Consider the following 16,831-nt stretch of genomic DNA (forward strand, 5'->3'; position numbering starts at 1 on the left):
TGACGAAATCGATAACGTTGGCAGTCGGATTCATAGGGCACTTCACTGTCGTGATGAATGACGGAATGGCTTGAGACTACGCGGATATTTTTATAACGATAAATACTGATTTTATATTTATTAATTCCTTTTGGTTATCTTTGATGTCGTCTTCAGGAGCCTCGCGACAGGCAATTGGATCAGCCTGCAAGCGCAGAGCTTAGGGAGCAATGCAAAGGTTTAAGCTAATGCGAAAATGATATTTATTTGTGATTTTTAAGATCGATTAGCTTTATGGCTCAACGGAGCGCTGCATTTGGGTGTCGCGCTTTTTTTGCGTATGGGTCACTCACAGCGAGATTTTCATGGCGATTCCCCACAAGCGTTCAGCGTTGACCTTATTGGCGGCCTCTATAGCCGCGGTCAGCGCGTTACTCAGTCCCGGTGCGCAGGCTGAAGGCAAGATCAGCATCGCCCAGCAATTCGGTATCGGTTACCTGATTCTGGATGTGGTTCGCGATCAGCAGCTCATCGAGAAACACGGCAAGGCACAGGGCCTGGACATCAAGGTCGACTGGAACAGCATCTCCGGTGCCACGGCGATGAATGAAGCGCTGTTGGCCGGTGCGCTGGATGTGGTATCGGCAGGCGTGCCGCCAATGCTGACTATCTGGGATCGAACCAAGGGTAAACAGAACGTCAAGGCCATCGCCTCGCTGGGCTCGATGCCCAATTACCTGCTGACCAACAACCCCAATGTGAAAAGCCTGAAAGATTTCACCGAGAAGGATCGCATTGCCGTGCCGGCGGCCGGGGTAGGGTTCCAGTCGCGCACCTTGCAGATCGAAACGGCCAGGCAGTTTGGCAATGAGCACTACAAGAAATTCGATGACATCTCGATCAGCCTGGCCCACCCGGATGCGACGGCGGCGCTGATCGCCGGCGGTTCTGAAATCAACTCACACTTTTCCAGCCCGCCGTTCCAGTACCAGGAACTGCAGAACCCCAACGTACACAAGGTGCTGAGTTCCTACGACGTGTTGGGCGGGCAGGCCACGTTCAACGTGCTGTACACCACGGAAAAATTCCACGACGAAAACCCGAAGACCTACAAGGCGTTTTACGACGCGCTTGCCGAAGCGGAAAAAATCATCAAGGCCGACAAGTCCGCCGCCGCCCAGACCTACATCCGCGTTGAGCAATCGAAGTTGTCCCTGCCGCTGGTTGAGCAAATCGTCAACGACCCCGAAATCAACTTTACGGTGGTGCCGCAGCGCACCGCGATCTACGCCGAAAAACTGCAGGAGTTGGGCGTACTGAAAAACCGGGCGGCCAGCTGGAAGGAGTACTTTTTCGAAGAGGCGCACGGTGGCGCGGGTAGCTGAGTCACCCCATCTTGCAGGAGCGAGCTTGCTCGCTACTACAAGACCACACATTTGAGATGGCTGTTTGCCACGCGTCTGGTTATGCTCGCAACGTTTTGCATTTGCCAATCATTAACAACCACAGTGATGAAATGAGCCAAATAGAGACGCGTGCGACTGCCCTGGCGCTGTATCCGGAAGATTCCCGCGAGGCTGCGGCGCTGCTCAAACAAGCCATCCCGCTGATGGTGCGTCACAACATCCCGCCCAATCCGGTGCATTACGCGCTCTGGTACACCTACAGCAAAGGCCTGGACCCCGAGCTCAATCGTCATCTGGACCGGGTGGTCAAGGACTTCGATTGTTTCCCGCCAGAATCCGCCACGCGCCTGTTTCGCGACTACATCATTCGCGACGAGTTGGCGGAGGCCCGCGCCGGGCAGCAGCAGGCAATCAATCTGGTGGATGACATGCAGCGCGATGTTTCGCGCAGCGTCGAGGGCAACCTCAACTTTCAAAACAGCCTGGGACGTTGCCTGGAAATGCTTGAGTTACCCGCCGACGAGCGTTTGCCGGATATTTTGAGCGAGCTGCAACAGAGCACCCAGCTCATGCAGAACCAGCAGGAACGCTTCCTCACCCAATTGCACTCGGCCCAGAACGAGATCAAAAGCCTGCGCAGCAAGCTTGAACGGGCACAACTGGCGGCGACGCTCGATGGCCTGACCGAGCTGCTCAACCGCAGCGCCTTCAGCCGTTTGCTGGAGCAGGCGCTGACCAATACGGCCCGGGGCGTGGCGCTGGTCATGCTGGATATCGATCACTTCAAGCAATTCAATGACCAGTACGGCCATCCGTTGGGCGACCGGGTCCTGCAACATGTCGGGCAAGTCCTGCGCAGTTCGTTGCCGCCCCACGCCACAGCGGCGCGTTACGGTGGCGAGGAGTTCTGCGTGATTCTGGAACACTGCGCCGACCTGGCGAGTGCCGGGGTGTTTGCCGAGCAACTGCGAGTGAAAGTCCAGTCATTGCGGATCAAGGCGCGTGTCGACGGCAAAGTACTCGACACGATCACCGCGTCGTTTGGCGTGGCCTTCGCGCAATCCGGCGAGAGTCTCGACAGCCTGGTGACCCGCGCCGATGACGCGCTCTACCAGGCCAAGCGCAACGGGCGTAACCGGGTGAACAGCTAGTCGAGCATTTTCAAGCCACAGGCCCGATCCATTTGGTGACGGTCGGCGCTTGCCACTGCTCAAGCGCGTCGATCAGTGCCACCGGGTCGTTGTCGAGAATCAGCATCTCGCTGTGCTCGGCTTTCATGAAGCCTTCCTTCACTGCGTGGTCGAACAGGCTGCGCACCGGGTTGAAAAAATCGCCGATGTTCAGGCAGGCGACGCCTTTGTGGTGTTCGCCCAGTTGAGTCAGGGTCGCTGCCTCAAACAACTCTTCAAACGTCCCCAGCCCGCCGGGCAGTGCAATGAAGGCGTCCGCCGACTCACTCATGCGCGCCTTGCGGCTGCGCATGTCGGGCGTCACTTCGTGGCGGGTCAGGCCGCGGTGAAGATGCCCGAGGTCGAACAGCAGGCGCGTAATGATGCCGACCACTTCACCGCCTTCGGCGAGCACGGTGTCGGCCATGACGCCCATCAATCCCTTGTCGGTGCCGCCGTAGACCAGTTGTATGCCGCGCTTGGCGATCTCGCGACCCAAGGCCTGGGCGCCTGCAACGTAGTCGGGGTTGAAGCCGAAGTTGGAGCCGGAAAACACGGCAATGCTGCGAAGGGGAGGAGGGGTGGGCATCGGTTTTCTTCCGGTGAGGTTAAACGCTCATGATGCGATGCCCCGGCGAGGGCAGACAGGTCCAAGATCGGGCTGCCGGATTGGGCCATGATCCCGGCCGCGACCCTCACATCAACGCCAGTATCCGTTTCCCCAACTGCTCGGCGGTGTCCTCTGAATCGATGTTGGCAAACCCGAGCAGCAACGCGGAATCGGTCTCGCCACGGACGCGCCAGTCGGTCAGCGCCTCGGCGTAGATGCCGGCCGCCAGCAGGCGCTCGACCAACGCGCGGTCGGACAGTGGTGCCGTCAATCGCAGGATCAGGTGCATGCCGCCGGGCTGTGGATCGATGCGAATGCGATCGCCCAGGGCTTTCTTCAGTCCGCGCGCGGTGGCTTCCCGGCGTTCGCCATAGAGTTTGCGCATGCGCTGGATATGGCGCGCGAAATGGCCCTCGGTCAGGAACGTGGTGACGATGGCTTGCGTCAGTTCCGGACAGCCGCCGAGGAAGGTTTCGCTGACGTGTTCGAAGCGTTCGACCTGCGCCGGCGGCACCACCAGGTACGAAAGGCGGATGCCCGGAAACAGCACCTTGCTGAACGTGCCGGCATAGAGCACGCGGCCATCGCGGTCCAGGCTCTTCAGTGCGGGCAACGGCCGGCTGACGTAGCGGTACTCGCCGTCGTAATCGTCCTCGACAATCCAGGCCTGTTGCCGGGCCGCCCACTCAAGCAATTCCAGCCTTCGCGGCAGCGACAGCGACACGCACAGCGGGCTTTGATGCGCCGGTGTGACGATGGCCGCCCGCGCGTCCAATGCGCTGTTCACCCCTAGTGCGACCTGCATGCCGTCCTGATCGACCGGCACCGGGGCCACTTCGATCTGCAGATGCGCCAGCAATTGTCGGGTCGGCAGGTAGCCGGGGTCTTCGACAAGCACACGGTCCCCGGGTTTGAGCAATGCGTGGGCGATCAGCGCCAGGGTGTTGCGGTAGCCCGAGGTGATGAACACTTGTGCGGGCGAGCAGGTAATTCCCCGCGCGACCTGCAGGTAAGTGGCAATCGCGGTGCGCAACGATTCCAGCCCCAACACCGACGGATTGGCCATGTCCGGAATGCGCGTGGCGCGCACGCAGCGGGCACCGATCTGCGACCAGATCTTTCTCGGAAAGGCATCCAGCGCGGGCAAGGCCATTTGAAAGGGCAGCACCGGTGCCTTGTGCCTGATCGAGGTGCTGGCGGCAGCGTTGAAGGGTTGTTCCATGGGCGCGGAAGGCTTTCTGACGCTGATCCCCGGAGCCACCACCGTGCCGGCCTGACCCCGCGCCTGCAAATAGCCTTCCGCCGTCAGGAGGGAATACGCGGTGTCGATGGTGCCTCGCGCCAGGCCAAGTTCTTTCGCCAGCGCCCGGGCCGCCGGAATCCGGTCCCCGGGGGCGAGCAGTCCGTCGCTGATCGCACCGCGGAACCGCCAGTAGATTTGCCGGTAGATCGGCTCCGGGGAGGCCGGATCAAGGGGTGAGAAGTGTTTGATTTGAAGGGTCATCAGCCTCAACCGAAAGGTTCGCAGAGAAATGGTCTCGTAGCGCCTGGCCCGCTTTGTTCCGGGCGGCGGCAACGGCGTCCGGCCCCATGGCGGTCCCCTCTACAGAGAAAAAATTCACGTCATGCAGTCCGATCATACCCAGCACGGCTTTCAGGTAGGGCGTCAGGAAATCCGGTTGACGCGGCGTCACCCCGGAAAACCTGCCGCCCGAGGACACCGCAACATACACCGGACGATCCCGCAGCAGGCTGGTTTTGCCTTGCGCGCCGACATTGAACGTGCGCCGGACGCGAGCGACATGATCGATCCAGAGCTTCAGCGTCGAGGGCACGGTGAAGTTATGCATCGGCGTTCCGATCACCAGCACATCGGCCTGTTGCAATTCCTCGATCAGTGCATCCGAACGGGCGATGGAGCCTGTCTCCGTGACGTCGGCGGACGCCTGTTGGGAAATCGCGTAAGGCTCATCGATAGCGGATAGCGCGTCACCACCCACCACCCGGTTGATCACGGTTGCCGCTGGATGGGCCTTCAGCAAAAAACCAATGATGTTTTTCGACAGTCGATAACTTTCGGATGTTTCGCCGCGAGGGCTGCAGGTTACGTGGAGGATTTTCATGATTCACCCGGTTTTCAGTGTGAGAGGGGAATCATTCTATGGAGCCGATGACCCAGGCCAAAGGTCCATGAATCGGGTTAATGACTGGGCCATGTTTGCAGGATCATGGCCCAGAACTCAAGGCCGATCATGGACCTTATCAGCAAGGCCAAGAAGCGACACGATGGTGTCTCTCAATCAGCCATCACAAGGATTCATCATGAGCAATCGTCTCGACTACGCCAAGGCTTCACCTGAAGGTTACAAGGCTTTCGGCGGGGTTTATGTCTACCTGCAGAACAGCGGCCTTTCCCACGAACTGATCGACCTGGTCTATCTGCGAGTGTCACAAATCAACGGCTGCGCCTTCTGCATCGACATGCATTCCCGCGATCTGGTCAAGCTCGGCGTCGGCGTGGAAAAACTGGTCCTGGTGCCGGTATGGCGTGACGCCGGTGCCGTCTTCAGTGCTCGCGAACGTGTCGCGCTGAACTGGGCTGAAACGGTGACCCGCGTCGCGGAAACCGGCGTTCCCGATGCCGACTATGCCGCCGCCGCTGCCGAATTCGGCGACAAGGAACTGGCGGACCTGACCTATGCAATCGGCCTGATGAACGCATTCAACCGATTCGGCGTGACGTTCCGTGCGAAACCCGCCGCGGCCAACAACGCCTGAGCATCCTCTTGAATCAGTAGCACCTGCCGGGCTGTCTGGCTCGGCGGGTCAACCAACGGAGCCCATATCATGGCTTGGTCACTACTCGGCATCGCAGGCATTCTCGAAATCGCCTTCGCCTTCTTCATGAAGGGCTCGGATGGATTTACCCGATTGACCCCCGGACTGCTGGCAGCCGCGACCGGCCTGTCGAGTGTCTTCCTGCTTTCACTGTCGCTGCGAACATTGCCGGTGGGCACTGCCTACGCGGTGTGGACCGGGATTGGCGCGGCGGGCACCGCCATTCTGGGGATGGCGGTGTTGGGCGACTCCACCACACTGCTGCGGGTGTTGTGCATTGTTGTCATCCTGGGCGGCGTGATCGGCCTCAAACTGGTCTCGGGAAACTGAGGCGGTTCCAATCAAGGCATTTTGCTGGCCCCGAAGCCTCAAAGTTACAGACAGAATCACTTTAATTTCAGGTGGTTAGGGCTGGCTTTAAATGCGCAATGTATGGATCGCACTGATTTCGTTGGGCCTGGCGGGCAGCGCCGCCTCGGCCCAGGCCAAAGAGCTGCAAAGCAATGACCGGTATATGTGCAGCTGGGGCGCGGGCACCGCAGCAAGAGCCCAGGAACTCAAACTGGCGGGCGTTTCGCTGTACGCCGCCCGGCAGAAATTGCAGACCTTCAAGTTCAGCAAGCCGTGGATGCGCATGACGGCGATGGGGATTACCGAGCAAACCTACGACAGCCCGTCGCGGATCAAGCCCGCGGCGCTGCGGCAGAGTTTCTATGAAGATTGTGTACGCTTTAAGTTGGCGCGCAAATGATCGAGTGGGCTATAGCCCGTTCTCCATCAGCTTCAGGTACTCGGGGCTGTCGGAGATCGAATTGTGCCCCACGCCCGGAATCACTTTCAGGGTGGCCACACCTTTGGCGAAATGTTCGTAGAGTTTTTCCGTGCTTGAACGCGGGATGACTTCGTCCTGTTGGGCCGCCAGCAACAGTGTCGGAACCGAGATATGCGTGGCGTATTTCCATGATTCGAACTTGTCCTGCAGCAACCATTTCACCGGGAAAATCGGGTACTGGCGGACGGCGATGTCCTCAAGGCTGTTGTAGGGCGTGATCAGGATCAGTCGCGCGGCCGGGCGCTGGCTCGCGAGGCGCACGGCGACGCCCGAACCTAGGCTGCGGCCCACCACGGCAATGTGCGGATGAGTGTTGTAGACCTTGTCGAACAAGGTCATGGCATCACGTGAAATCGCTTCCTCGGAAGGCGACCCGGTGCTGCCACCAAAACCCCGGTAATGCAGTAAATAGAGTGCGTGGTCGGGGAATGCCTGGGAGAACTCCGGCAGGTTTCGCGAAACGTCCTCGGCGTTGCCACCAAAATAGATCAATGCATTGGGCCCGGCGTGCGGTCTGACGCTGACCTGCACCTGTGCGTCTGCCACTGTCAGCGTCAGCAGCGTTTCGGGCGCTCCGAGCGCAGAGGGTTGCGGGAAGTAGATCAGGGCGCGCTGAAACACGAACAGCGCGACACATAGCGTCAGGTACAGCGCGACGACGATGACGACGATATACATCAGGGCGCGGGACATTCGGCTGGCGTTAGTGAGTGGCATTGACTGCTCTGGGCCTGACGGCTGCGACGGCTTGATCGCTGTCAGAGTGTAGTTGAACGACAGCGGGGCGCGCCGGGTCCGGGGTTTTTGGTGTCCGCTTGAGAAATTGTTCTCGGCGTGGACTTGCGGTGGTTCTCCGAACCCTTGTGGGAGCTGGCTTGCCAGCGATGGCGGTGTGTCAGGTGACATGGATTTTGATGGTGTACATATCCATTTCTGCGGTAACGGCCGCTCATGGTTTCGCCCTTACGGCGAGTCACTTTGGAAGAGCGCCAAAGTAACCAAAACGCTTTGGCCCCTGACGTACGGTGGCTCGCCTAGGCTCGCCATTCCCTCGCTCCGGTCCTGCTCCGTGGGCCCGCCGCCATCGGCCATCCATGGCCGGGGGCGGCTAACCCGGCATCCATGCCGGGTTGCCCACTGCGCAGAACCTGCGGTCGGCCTTCCGACGGGGCAGATCAAGATCAAAAACAAAGCGAGGCGGCCTGATAGCCGGCCTGAAGTCCACCAGGATCATCGGTGGTGAACACCCATGTCACGCCCACCAACAATCCACTGTGGGAGCGGGCTTGCTCGCGAATGCGGCCTGACAGACGACCTGTTCTTGCGGATGTATCCGGAACCCTGTGGGAGACGACCTGTTCTTGCGGATGTACCCAGAACCCTGTGGGAGCTGGCTTGCCAGCGATGGACGTCCAGTCACCGCGTTCCTTCAGACCGCACGCGTCATCGTTAACGACCATCGCTGGCAAGCCAGCTCCCACAGGGGAATGCGCACACTTGAAGAGCCAGGTCGGCCCGAAGGCCGCCTCGCGGTGCTGTGGCGGTAGTCGCCCCCACGGAGCAGGACCGGAAGGAGAGCATGGCGAGCACTAGCGAGGCACCGAACGAAAGGGGCAAAAGCGCTTGGTTACTTGGCGCTTCTCCAAGTAACCCGCCGTAAAGGCGGAACCAATATCAGCCATCACCCAAAAAACGGACATTCACCTAAGCGATAGCCGCTGCACACCTTCCCTTACAACCTCGTTGTATTCCGAGCCGGGACTAATTGTCACCGACAGCTATTCTGTTGTAGCCAGCAGCAGCCTGGGTGGCGCTGTTGATCGTATCGTTTGCCGGTTTATGTGTGTGGCTGACCGCGCAACAGGCAGGCAGTAAAAAGTGGAAAGACGAAACCATGAGCCACACTGATGGATACACGCGTCGACAAATACTCACGCTGGCTGCCGGTGCTACGGCGGTGCTCACTTTCGATCCGGCCTTTGCAGCCACCGCGCCGTCGAAGGAAACAGGAGGCAAGAACATGCTGACCCGCGCCATTCCTTCCAGCAACGAGCCATTGCCCATTGTCGGCGTGGGCACCTATCGCGGCTTTGATGTCGCGCCTGCCGATCCGGCCTACAAGAACCTGGCCGCCGTCCTCAGTGCGTTGTTCGAAAAGGGCGGGACGGTGATCGACAGCTCGCCCATGTATGGCCGCGCCGAGCAGACCACCGGTGAATTGCTGTCGATCCACAGGCCGCGCTCACCGGCGTTTCTGGCGACCAAGGTGTGGACCCGTGGCCGCGAAGAAGGCATTGCGCAGATGGAGCAGTCCTTCAAATTGCTGCAGACCGACCGGATCGACCTGATGCAGATTCACAACCTGCTGGACTGGAAAACCCATTTGCCCACCCTGCGCGAATGGAAGGAAGAAGGGCGCATTCGCTACATCGGCATCACCCATTACACCGCCTCGGCGTACGACGAAGTGGAAGCAGTGCTGAAAGCCGAGCCACTGGATTTTTTGCAGATCAACTATGCGCTGGACGACCGCGGCGTCGAGAAACGCATCCTGCCGCTGTGTCGCGAACGCGGCGTGGCAGTGATCTGCAACCGGCCCTTCGGCGGCGGTGATTTGCTCGCTCGTTTGAAGGGCAAGCCGCTGCCGGGATGGGCCTCGCAAGTGGGCGTCACCAGTTGGGCGCAACTGACGCTCAAGTATTTGCTGGCGCATTCGGCGGTGACCTGCGTCATCCCCGGCACCGGTAACCCGCGCTACATGGCGGAAAATGCCGGTGCGGGTTTCGGCCCGATGCTGACGGGGGCGCAGCGCGAGCAGTTGATCGATGTGGTGGGGTAGGGGGGGTTATCGCTACACCAGATAACGCCGAAACCACCCCAGCGTCCTGTCCCAGGCCAGTTTGGCGGCGGCGTCATCGTATCGGGGCGTGGAGTCGTTATGGAAACCGTGGTTGGCGCCGGGATAGATATAGGCTTCGTAGGTTTTACCCGCCGCTTTCAACGCCTTCTCATAGGCGGGCCATCCTTCGTTGATGCGCGTGTCCAGTTCACCGTAATGAAGCATCAACGGTGCCTTGATTCGAGGAACATCCTTGGCCTCTGCCTGGCGGCCATAAAATGACACACCGGCGCCAAGCTCCGGATAGGCCACGGCTGCGGCGTTGACCACGCCACCGCCGTAGCAGAAGCCGGTGATGCCGACTTTTCCGCTGCTCGCGTCGTGTTTCATCAGCCATTCGATGGCGGCGAAAAAATCATTCATGAGCTTTTCCGGGTCAACGGTCGCCTGCAGCTCCCGACCTTTGTCATCGTTGCCGGGATAACCGCCCACCGAGGTCAGTCCATCCGGCGCGAGCGCGATGAAACCGGCCTTGGCCAACCGCCGCGCGACATCCTCGATGTACGGGTTGAGCCCGCGGTTTTCATGAACCACCACCACGGCCGCCACCTTGCCTGTGGCCTTGGCCGGGCGCACCAGATAACCGCGAACCGACCCGTTGCCTTTGGGCGAGGGATAAGTGACGTACTCGGCGATGATGTCCGGGTCGGTGAACTCAATCTGCTCGGCCAGCGCATAGTCGGGACTCAGCGCGGCAAGCAGGGCGCCGGCCGTCAAACCGCCCAGGGTGAACAACGCCGCACGGTCGAGGAATTCGCGCCGGTTGATCTTGCCGTGGGCGTAGTAGTCGTAGAGTTCGAGCAGTTCCGGGGCGAAGTCTTTCGCAGTAAGACGGGTCATCGGTGCGCTTCCTCTTTGACGTTGACGGACCCCTGTCAGTTAAGCGCATGAACCGGGTTTTTGTAGGCTCGCGACACAGCCATTCATAAAGCGCCAACTCCCGAAATGAATCCCCCCGCGATACATATGTACCGCACCTCGCCATTCCCCCATCGACATGCTGTGCCCTACAGACAAGGAGAGACTGTATGGCACAACGATTCAACGATGGGACGTCAGGAGACGTCGTCATCAGGTCCGGGCCGCCTGCTTCGGGCGGCGGTGGTGGCTGGGGCGGTGGTGGAGGTTCTGGAGGCAACCGCGTCGGGGCCTCCGGTGCATTCAGCGGCCCAAGCCAAAACACGAAACAGGCCAGAAAGTGGGCCAAGGAAGAGCACTACCGGATTCAGGCAGAGCAGGAAGCGCAGGCAGTGGCCGCCGCTGCGCAAGCCCGGGAGCAGGCACGCATCTATGCGCGCAATCAATTACTCGCTCAATTCACCCAGCTTCAAAACGTAACCAGAACCGAAATTGACCGCAGTTTTGCCGCCAGAGCCGAGCAACTCGCTTCGTCACTCGAAAACGAAATATCGGCGGCAAAACGGCACCATGCTGGCGACTCGAGTGAGCGCTGGCAGCTCTATCTCATCACCAAAGACAAGAACGAAATCGATGGGTTGATCTCCCGAAAAAACGCGGAGCTCAACGAAAAAAATGCGCTTGCCCTGTCATTCGACGGGCACGATCCACTCACGCGAACCGCCGACGACTATCAGGCCCGACTCGGGCAGTTCGGTGATGCGCTGACGGGTGGCCATCAGCTCTGGGAGAGCGCTTACAACGCGGCTCATGAAGCCCGGTTGCTGCCAACGCAAATCGACGCGCTCAACGATAAATCCAATGCGTTGGCCGCTCATCATGCCGAGCAGACCATCATCTGGCATGAGCGGGAGGCACTCTGGGAACGCCATCGGCAGCACGCCGAACAGCGTGATGCGCGCATTCGGTTCAAGCAACAGGTTGATGAGGATGCTCGCCTCGAACAGGTCAGGCAGGCCAACACCTTCCAATTACCTGCCACATCGTCAGCGCTTTCTGCCGGCGTACTGCCCAGTCACGGCGGGGAATGGGTTGATGCCGACAAACTGGTCATTGCCGCTTCGCGAGCAATCACCGAACTGGGCTCCGTCGTCGCGACGCTCACGGTAGGGCAAGCCGTAATTTTCGTGGTGGGGATGGCCTATCCCAGCGAACTGGGCAATGGCGAGTTGACGTCCGAGCAACGACATCGATTGTCCGAGGCCGTCGCCGTCCCGGCTCAAACCCTGGAGCTTTATGACCCTCAAGAGATGCGGGCCGCTGCTGAGGCAGGCGGTTCGGTGGAGGTGGAATACCGGCTCAAACCTGTAGCGACACCGGAAGGAACCGCGATCGTTGTCGCCGCGACGGGGGGCGATATCGATTCCCGCGTTTCGGTCGTGAATGCCGTGCTCGACCTGCAGACAGGCATCTACACCGCCGAGATTCCCGGATCACCCACCCGGCATGTGCAGTTCACCCCAGACGCCACGCCTCAAGCGGACATCACCGGCCAGACTCGACTGACCGTCACGGAACCGCAGATTCAGGACAGCCCGACAGGTGTTGATTGGCGCATTCAGGATTGCATTGTCTGCGTGCCTGGTCTGCCACCGACCTACCTGTCTTTCAACGTTCCGGCCATGGGCACTGGCGTTGTCACTGGAACCGGTCAGCCGCCGACGGCTGATTGGTGGAAGGGCGTCAGCCAGACGGCCGGCGCTGCGATCCCGAGTCAGATTGGCGATCAGTTCCGGGGCCGGGAATTCAAGTCGTTCGAGGCGTTCGACGAAGCCTTGTGGCGATCGCTCGGTGAACACTCGGCCCTGACCCGTCCACTCGATGAGGTGAACAAGAAACGAGTCGAACAAGGCTTCGCCCCTTACGCGCCGAAAAGCACATGGGTGGGTGCAAACCGAGAATTCGAACTGCGGTATCAGGAACGGCCGGAGTTCTGGGTCGATCCGTTCAACCTCGACAAAATCAGCATCAAGACACCGCAAACTGCCGAAGGGTGGTTGGGCATCGTACCGGCCGTTGTGCCCTGGCCGATTCCGCCGGTTGGCACCTGGACACCGTTGGTGCCGCCGGGCAGTGAGCATCTGGGTACGACGACATCACCAATCCCGTCCATTCCACCCGCGGTTTATCCCGGCAACCCGGCCATCCCGGTCCTACCGCAAAACGAGACATTTCCGGCGGTTGATGAAGGGGAGATTGGTGCGAGTATTCCCGGGTTCCCGGGGGATATGGAGCTGCCCTCGTCGGATGTGCTGTTCCGAGATCGACGTGATGATCCCGGCATTGCTACAGGATGGGGATCAGACGTCTCGGAGGTTTGGCTTGGAGACGATGCGCGGGGTGAGGGAGCACCAGTGCCATGGGAAATTGCAGAACAGTTGCGGTGGAAGGAGTTTCGTAATTTTCATGAGTTTAGGCGGGCGTTCTGGAAGGCGGTAGAGATGGATGCGGAACTACGAAAACAGTTCAATTCCCACAACTTAAACCGGATGCGCGAGGGGCTGGCTCCCTATCCTAAACTCAGCGACCAAAGTGGCGGACGCCAAACTTTCGAACTCCATCATGACCTCGAAGTTGCAATGGGAGGCGATGTTTACGGGATTGATAACATTTCAGTCATGACGCCACGGCGCCATATACAGCTACACAAGGAGCGAAAAAATCATGATCTTTAAAGAGCGATTAGAGGACTACACCGAAGCGGAATTTTTGGCTTTCCTGCAAGGGTTTAGCCTCTTTCCCGAGGGGCTTCACGGTAAAGCCTTGGAGGTGCATCTGGATCGTCTTCTTGAACACTTTTTGGTCATTACAGAGCACCCGGATGGTTCCGACGTCATCTTCTACCCAAAGGAAGGCCAGGAAGACAGCCCCGAAGGCATCCTGAAAGAAGTCAAGGAATGGCGCGCAGCCAATAACAAACCGGGATTCAAACCGGAATAACTTGCCGTATCAGATTCGCACCTGCTCATGGAAGCGAGCAGGTGCGCCGTCTTCGTCGTGCGAAAGAACAAGGAAGAACCAAGATGGAACTTAAAACCACACTCAAGGATTACACCGCGTCGGAATTCCAGGCATTGGTCAACCAAATATGGGCCGTTGACCTGCCGAAACCGGACCACGACCAACTGATCAACCATTTCGACCGGATCGTCGGTCATCCCCAAGGTGCAGATCTGCTGTTCTACCCGACGGACAAGTACAACTCCAACACCCCGGAAGCCGTTGTCCACCACGTCAGGAAATGGCATCACCAACAAGGAATGCCGGCATTCAAAGGCGAGGATGTTCCTGTTGCCAAACCACCTGTTGCGCCACTAACCCCTTTGGCCAGAAGCCTGGCCGAAGTCGAAAAAATCGCGGCGGATGTGGCTGTTTCAGGACAGGTTGTTGAAGAGGCTTTCGGTCATTTCGAGCTACAGACCAGGAACTTTCAAAGTCAAAAGCACACCCGTCCGGACATCCTCAATCAGGAAACCGGCATACGCGCGCTGGAACATGCCCAGCATGAAGCACTGATAGCCGTCAGAAAGTTTGAGTCCTGGAAAATGAGAGTGGAATTCGTCCAAAGCGCTGCCCAGCGCAACCTGACCTATGCGCGATCCGAGCAAGCGCAATGGCAGAGCGTCGTGCAACAGAGCAACGATATCCAGAAGCGCTACGTGACTCGTTCAGCGAGTTTTAACCAGCGCCATCGCGCTCTGCATGATGACGCGGAAACATTGCTGATAGCGGCGCATCAACACTTGATTGATTCGCGCAGTACGACACAAACGGTGCACACGATCAGCGCCTCGCTCGCTTCTGCCGATAAACGTCCCGATCTTTTACTGACTGGCGGTTCGCCGGTAATGCTGGCATCTCAGCAGGCGGATCTGCTTAACGCGATACGCTCGACGGTTGCCGAGTTTTCCTGGCAGAACACATCAGGCAATCTGGACGCTGAAAACCAGCGAGCTGCCGTTTTGAGCTTCGCCTTTTCCAGTCGGGCAGACGCTCAGCTGTTCGGTGTCAGCGTCCCGTTGTCCGAACTTTTGCCCATCGAAGGTCAGGATTGGCAGCACCTGGCCGCGAACCAGACTGAGTTCGATGTGCCTTTCCGCATAAGCACAACGGCAGTCCCCGCCAAGCCCGGAAAAATGTTCCAGGGTTTGCGCGAGATCAAAACGTTGTCTCAGGTTTACGTCACGGCTTGCAGAGGCTGTCGTTCGATCACTGGCGTCAGGGTCAGGGCGGTGAAGCAGGATCAGCATCGGAACCGTTTCAGTTTTACTCCGGAGGATTCTTCTGGAGTCGCTGTCCACTGGACTGCGCCGGTTTCCCTTGAAACCGGTCCGGATGCAACACCGACCCAACAGCGTCGTGTGGGATTTGTTCAGTCCGCGCGAGTACCGACGATTGAGGCCAATGCAGAGCACGCGCATGACCGATTCGACGACTACATCCTGATATTCCCGGTCTCGTCTGGGATTGACCCGCTTTACATCGTTTTCAACCGACCTGCACAGTAGACTTTTACCGGACACCGTGGGAACGATCCATCAGTGCAGGCATTGCGCGCCGGCCCTGGCGACTTGCGCATCATGCTCTGCCTTGACGCCAGACACCCCGACCGCGCCGATCACCTGATCGTCAACGATGATCGGCACACCGCCTTCCAGGGACACCAGCAATGGCGCCGACAAAAACGCCTGGCGCCCGCCATTGATCATTTCTTCGTAACTCCCCGACTCACGCCGACCCAGGGCCGAGGTGCGGGCCTTTTCGGTGGCGATGTAGGCGCTGATGGGGGCGCAACCGTCGAGGCGTTCGAGGGCGAGGGGATGGCCGCCGTCGTCGACAACCACGATGGTCACGGCCCATTTGTTGTTCTGCGCTTCGGTGCGTGCGGCGGCGAGGATCTGGCTGACTTCGGCCTGGCTGAGGATGGCTTTGCTCTTCATGGGGCTTCTCCGGGGATGGTTGAGGGCAGCGCGGCTTCGACCAGTTCGATCCAGTGCCGGACCGGGGTTCGGCCGGCACCGTCGAGGTGCGACTGGCAGCCGATATTGGCCGTGACAATGACATCGGGGTGTCCGCTTTCCAGCGCGTTCAGCTTGTTATCGCGAAGTTGCCGGGACAGTTCGGGTTGGGTGATCGAATAGGTGCCCGCCGAACCGCAACACAAATGGCTGTCGGGCACGGCCGTGAGGTTGAAACCGAGGCGAATCAGTATCGCTTCCACCGCGCCGCCGAGTTTTTGCGCATGTTGCAAGGTGCAGGGGCAATGGAAGGCCAGGCGCTGGTCGCTGTGGACGCCGAGGGTTTCCAGCGGTTCGTTGCCCAGCACTTCCACCAGGTCCCTGGCCAGCGCGCTGACTCTTTTCGCTTTCTCGGCATAGGCCGGATCGCGTTCGAGCAGATGGCCATAGTCCTTGATGAAGGCGCCACAGCCACTGGCGGTTTGCACGATGGCTTCGGCGCCGTTCTCGATGCTCGGCCACCAGGCATCGATGTTGCGCCGTGCGCGGTCGAGTCCGGCGGCCTGCGCATCGAGGTGGTAGTCAACGGCGCCGCAACAGCCGGCCTCCCTGGACGGGGTGACACTGATGCCCAGTCGATCCAGCACCCGCGCAGTCGCGGCATTGGTGTTCGGCGACAGGCTCGGTTGCACGCAGCCCTCGAGCATCAGTACCTGGCGGGCATGGCGGGTGACGGGGCGAGGCCTGGAGGGATAAACGTGGCGAGGCAACTTGGCCTGAAAGGCGCTGGGCAGCAGCGCCCGAAACACTTGACCGCTGCTGACCAGCGCCTTGAACAGGCCCGGGTTGGGCACGACGCTGCGCAATCCTTCGCGCAACAGGCGTTGGTCGATGGAACGGGGCACCGCCGCATCGACCACTGCGCGGCCAATGTCGAGCAAGTTGTGATAATCGACGCCGGAGGGGCAGGTGGTTTCGCAGTTGCGGCAGGACAGGCAACGGTCCAGATGCTGTTGGGTTTTCTGCGTGACTTCGTTGCCTTCCAATACCTGTTTGATCAGGTAGATGCGGCCCCGTGGCCCATCGAGTTCATCGCCCAGTAATTGATAAGTCGGGCACGTGGCGTTGCAGAACCCGCAGTGCACACAGGTGCGCAGGATGCTTTCGGCTTCTTCGGCGCGGGGCAGGCGTCGGGCGGTGTCGCTCAGGGTGGTCTGCATGG

Annotated in this window: 16 protein-coding genes; 9 read left to right on the top strand and 7 right to left on the bottom strand. The window is 59.6% G+C overall.

Annotation, left to right across the window (positions count from 1 at the left end; all coding sequences use genetic code 11):
* The first annotated feature begins 344 nt into the window (after positions 1–344).
* The gene (locus J2Y86_RS00465) at positions 345–1,364 is read left to right on the top strand and encodes an ABC transporter substrate-binding protein (RefSeq protein ID WP_253427263.1); all 1,020 of its coding nucleotides are present in this window, start codon (positions 345–347) and stop codon (positions 1,362–1,364) included.
* A gap of 131 nt (positions 1,365–1,495) precedes the next feature.
* A complete protein-coding gene (locus J2Y86_RS00470; protein ID WP_253427265.1) occupies positions 1,496–2,536 on the top strand; it encodes a GGDEF domain-containing protein in 1,041 nt (346 codons plus the stop codon).
* Positions 2,537–2,546: 10 nt separating this feature from the next.
* Here the strand turns inward: J2Y86_RS00470 and J2Y86_RS00475 are convergent, their stop codons facing one another.
* From J2Y86_RS00475 to J2Y86_RS00485, 3 genes are all read right to left on the bottom strand, one after another.
* Positions 2,547–3,143, bottom strand: a complete 597-nt coding sequence (locus J2Y86_RS00475; protein ID WP_253427267.1) for a TIGR00730 family Rossman fold protein — start codon at positions 3,141–3,143, stop codon at positions 2,547–2,549.
* A 106-nt stretch (positions 3,144–3,249) separates the two neighbouring features.
* A complete protein-coding gene (locus J2Y86_RS00480) occupies positions 3,250–4,668 on the bottom strand; it encodes a PLP-dependent aminotransferase family protein (protein WP_253427270.1) in 1,419 nt (472 codons plus the stop codon).
* Positions 4,634–5,287, bottom strand: coding sequence for an FMN-dependent NADH-azoreductase (locus tag J2Y86_RS00485; RefSeq protein ID WP_253427272.1), 654 nt, complete (start codon positions 5,285–5,287; stop codon positions 4,634–4,636). The genes J2Y86_RS00480 and J2Y86_RS00485 overlap by 35 nt, the downstream gene beginning before the upstream one ends.
* A gap of 199 nt (positions 5,288–5,486) precedes the next feature.
* Between J2Y86_RS00485 and J2Y86_RS00490 the strand changes: the two genes are divergently transcribed.
* The 3 genes from J2Y86_RS00490 to J2Y86_RS00500 all read left to right on the top strand — a co-directional run bounded on the left by J2Y86_RS00490 (position 5,487) and on the right by J2Y86_RS00500 (position 6,753).
* A complete protein-coding gene (locus J2Y86_RS00490) occupies positions 5,487–5,942 on the top strand; it encodes a carboxymuconolactone decarboxylase family protein (RefSeq protein ID WP_253427274.1) in 456 nt (151 codons plus the stop codon).
* Positions 5,943–6,011: 69 nt separating this feature from the next.
* Positions 6,012–6,332, top strand: coding sequence for a DMT family transporter (locus J2Y86_RS00495; protein ID WP_214384298.1), 321 nt, complete (start codon positions 6,012–6,014; stop codon positions 6,330–6,332).
* A 91-nt stretch (positions 6,333–6,423) separates the two neighbouring features.
* On the top strand, positions 6,424–6,753 hold the full coding sequence (locus J2Y86_RS00500; protein WP_253427276.1) for a hypothetical protein: 330 nt from the start codon (positions 6,424–6,426) through the stop codon (positions 6,751–6,753).
* Positions 6,754–6,762: 9 nt separating this feature from the next.
* Here the strand turns inward: J2Y86_RS00500 and J2Y86_RS00505 are convergent, their stop codons facing one another.
* Positions 6,763–7,551 (bottom strand): alpha/beta hydrolase, encoded by a 789-nt coding sequence (locus J2Y86_RS00505; RefSeq protein ID WP_253427278.1) that lies wholly within the window; start codon positions 7,549–7,551, stop codon positions 6,763–6,765.
* Positions 7,552–8,854: 1,303 nt separating this feature from the next.
* On the opposite strand from J2Y86_RS00505, the gene J2Y86_RS00510 reads away from it, so the two are divergent.
* On the top strand, positions 8,855–9,673 hold the full coding sequence (locus tag J2Y86_RS00510) for an aldo/keto reductase (protein ID WP_253440048.1): 819 nt from the start codon (positions 8,855–8,857) through the stop codon (positions 9,671–9,673).
* A gap of 12 nt (positions 9,674–9,685) precedes the next feature.
* On the opposite strand, the gene yghX is transcribed toward J2Y86_RS00510, so the two are convergent.
* Positions 9,686–10,573, bottom strand: a complete 888-nt coding sequence (yghX, locus tag J2Y86_RS00515) for a YghX family hydrolase (RefSeq protein WP_253427280.1) — start codon at positions 10,571–10,573, stop codon at positions 9,686–9,688.
* Positions 10,574–10,761: 188 nt separating this feature from the next.
* Between yghX and J2Y86_RS00520 the strand changes: the two genes are divergently transcribed.
* The 3 genes from J2Y86_RS00520 (at position 10,762) to J2Y86_RS00530 (ending at position 15,159) form a co-directional block, all read left to right on the top strand.
* A complete protein-coding gene (locus J2Y86_RS00520) occupies positions 10,762–13,326 on the top strand; it encodes an S-type pyocin domain-containing protein (RefSeq protein ID WP_253427282.1) in 2,565 nt (854 codons plus the stop codon).
* Positions 13,316–13,591: a bacteriocin immunity protein gene (locus J2Y86_RS00525; RefSeq protein WP_253427284.1), complete on the top strand. Its 276-nt coding sequence runs from the start codon at positions 13,316–13,318 to the stop codon at positions 13,589–13,591. Before J2Y86_RS00520 ends, J2Y86_RS00525 begins: the two co-directional genes overlap by 11 nt.
* An 83-nt stretch (positions 13,592–13,674) precedes the next feature.
* A complete protein-coding gene (locus J2Y86_RS00530; RefSeq protein ID WP_253427286.1) occupies positions 13,675–15,159 on the top strand; it encodes a bacteriocin immunity protein in 1,485 nt (494 codons plus the stop codon).
* A gap of 30 nt (positions 15,160–15,189) precedes the next feature.
* Here J2Y86_RS00530 and J2Y86_RS00535 read toward each other — a convergent pair whose 3' ends face one another.
* Together J2Y86_RS00535 and glcF are read right to left on the bottom strand one after the other, a co-directional pair.
* Positions 15,190–15,591: a heme-binding protein gene (locus tag J2Y86_RS00535; RefSeq protein ID WP_253427288.1), complete on the bottom strand. Its 402-nt coding sequence runs from the start codon at positions 15,589–15,591 to the stop codon at positions 15,190–15,192.
* Positions 15,588–16,829, bottom strand: a complete 1,242-nt coding sequence (gene glcF, locus J2Y86_RS00540; protein WP_253427289.1) for a glycolate oxidase subunit GlcF — start codon at positions 16,827–16,829, stop codon at positions 15,588–15,590. The genes J2Y86_RS00535 and glcF overlap by 4 nt, the downstream gene beginning before the upstream one ends.
* Between the last annotated feature and the right edge of the window lie 2 nt (positions 16,830–16,831).

The sequence above is a fragment of the Pseudomonas migulae genome (genome assembly GCF_024169315.1).
In the GTDB taxonomy this organism is placed as follows: domain Bacteria; phylum Pseudomonadota; class Gammaproteobacteria; order Pseudomonadales; family Pseudomonadaceae; genus Aquipseudomonas; species Aquipseudomonas migulae_B.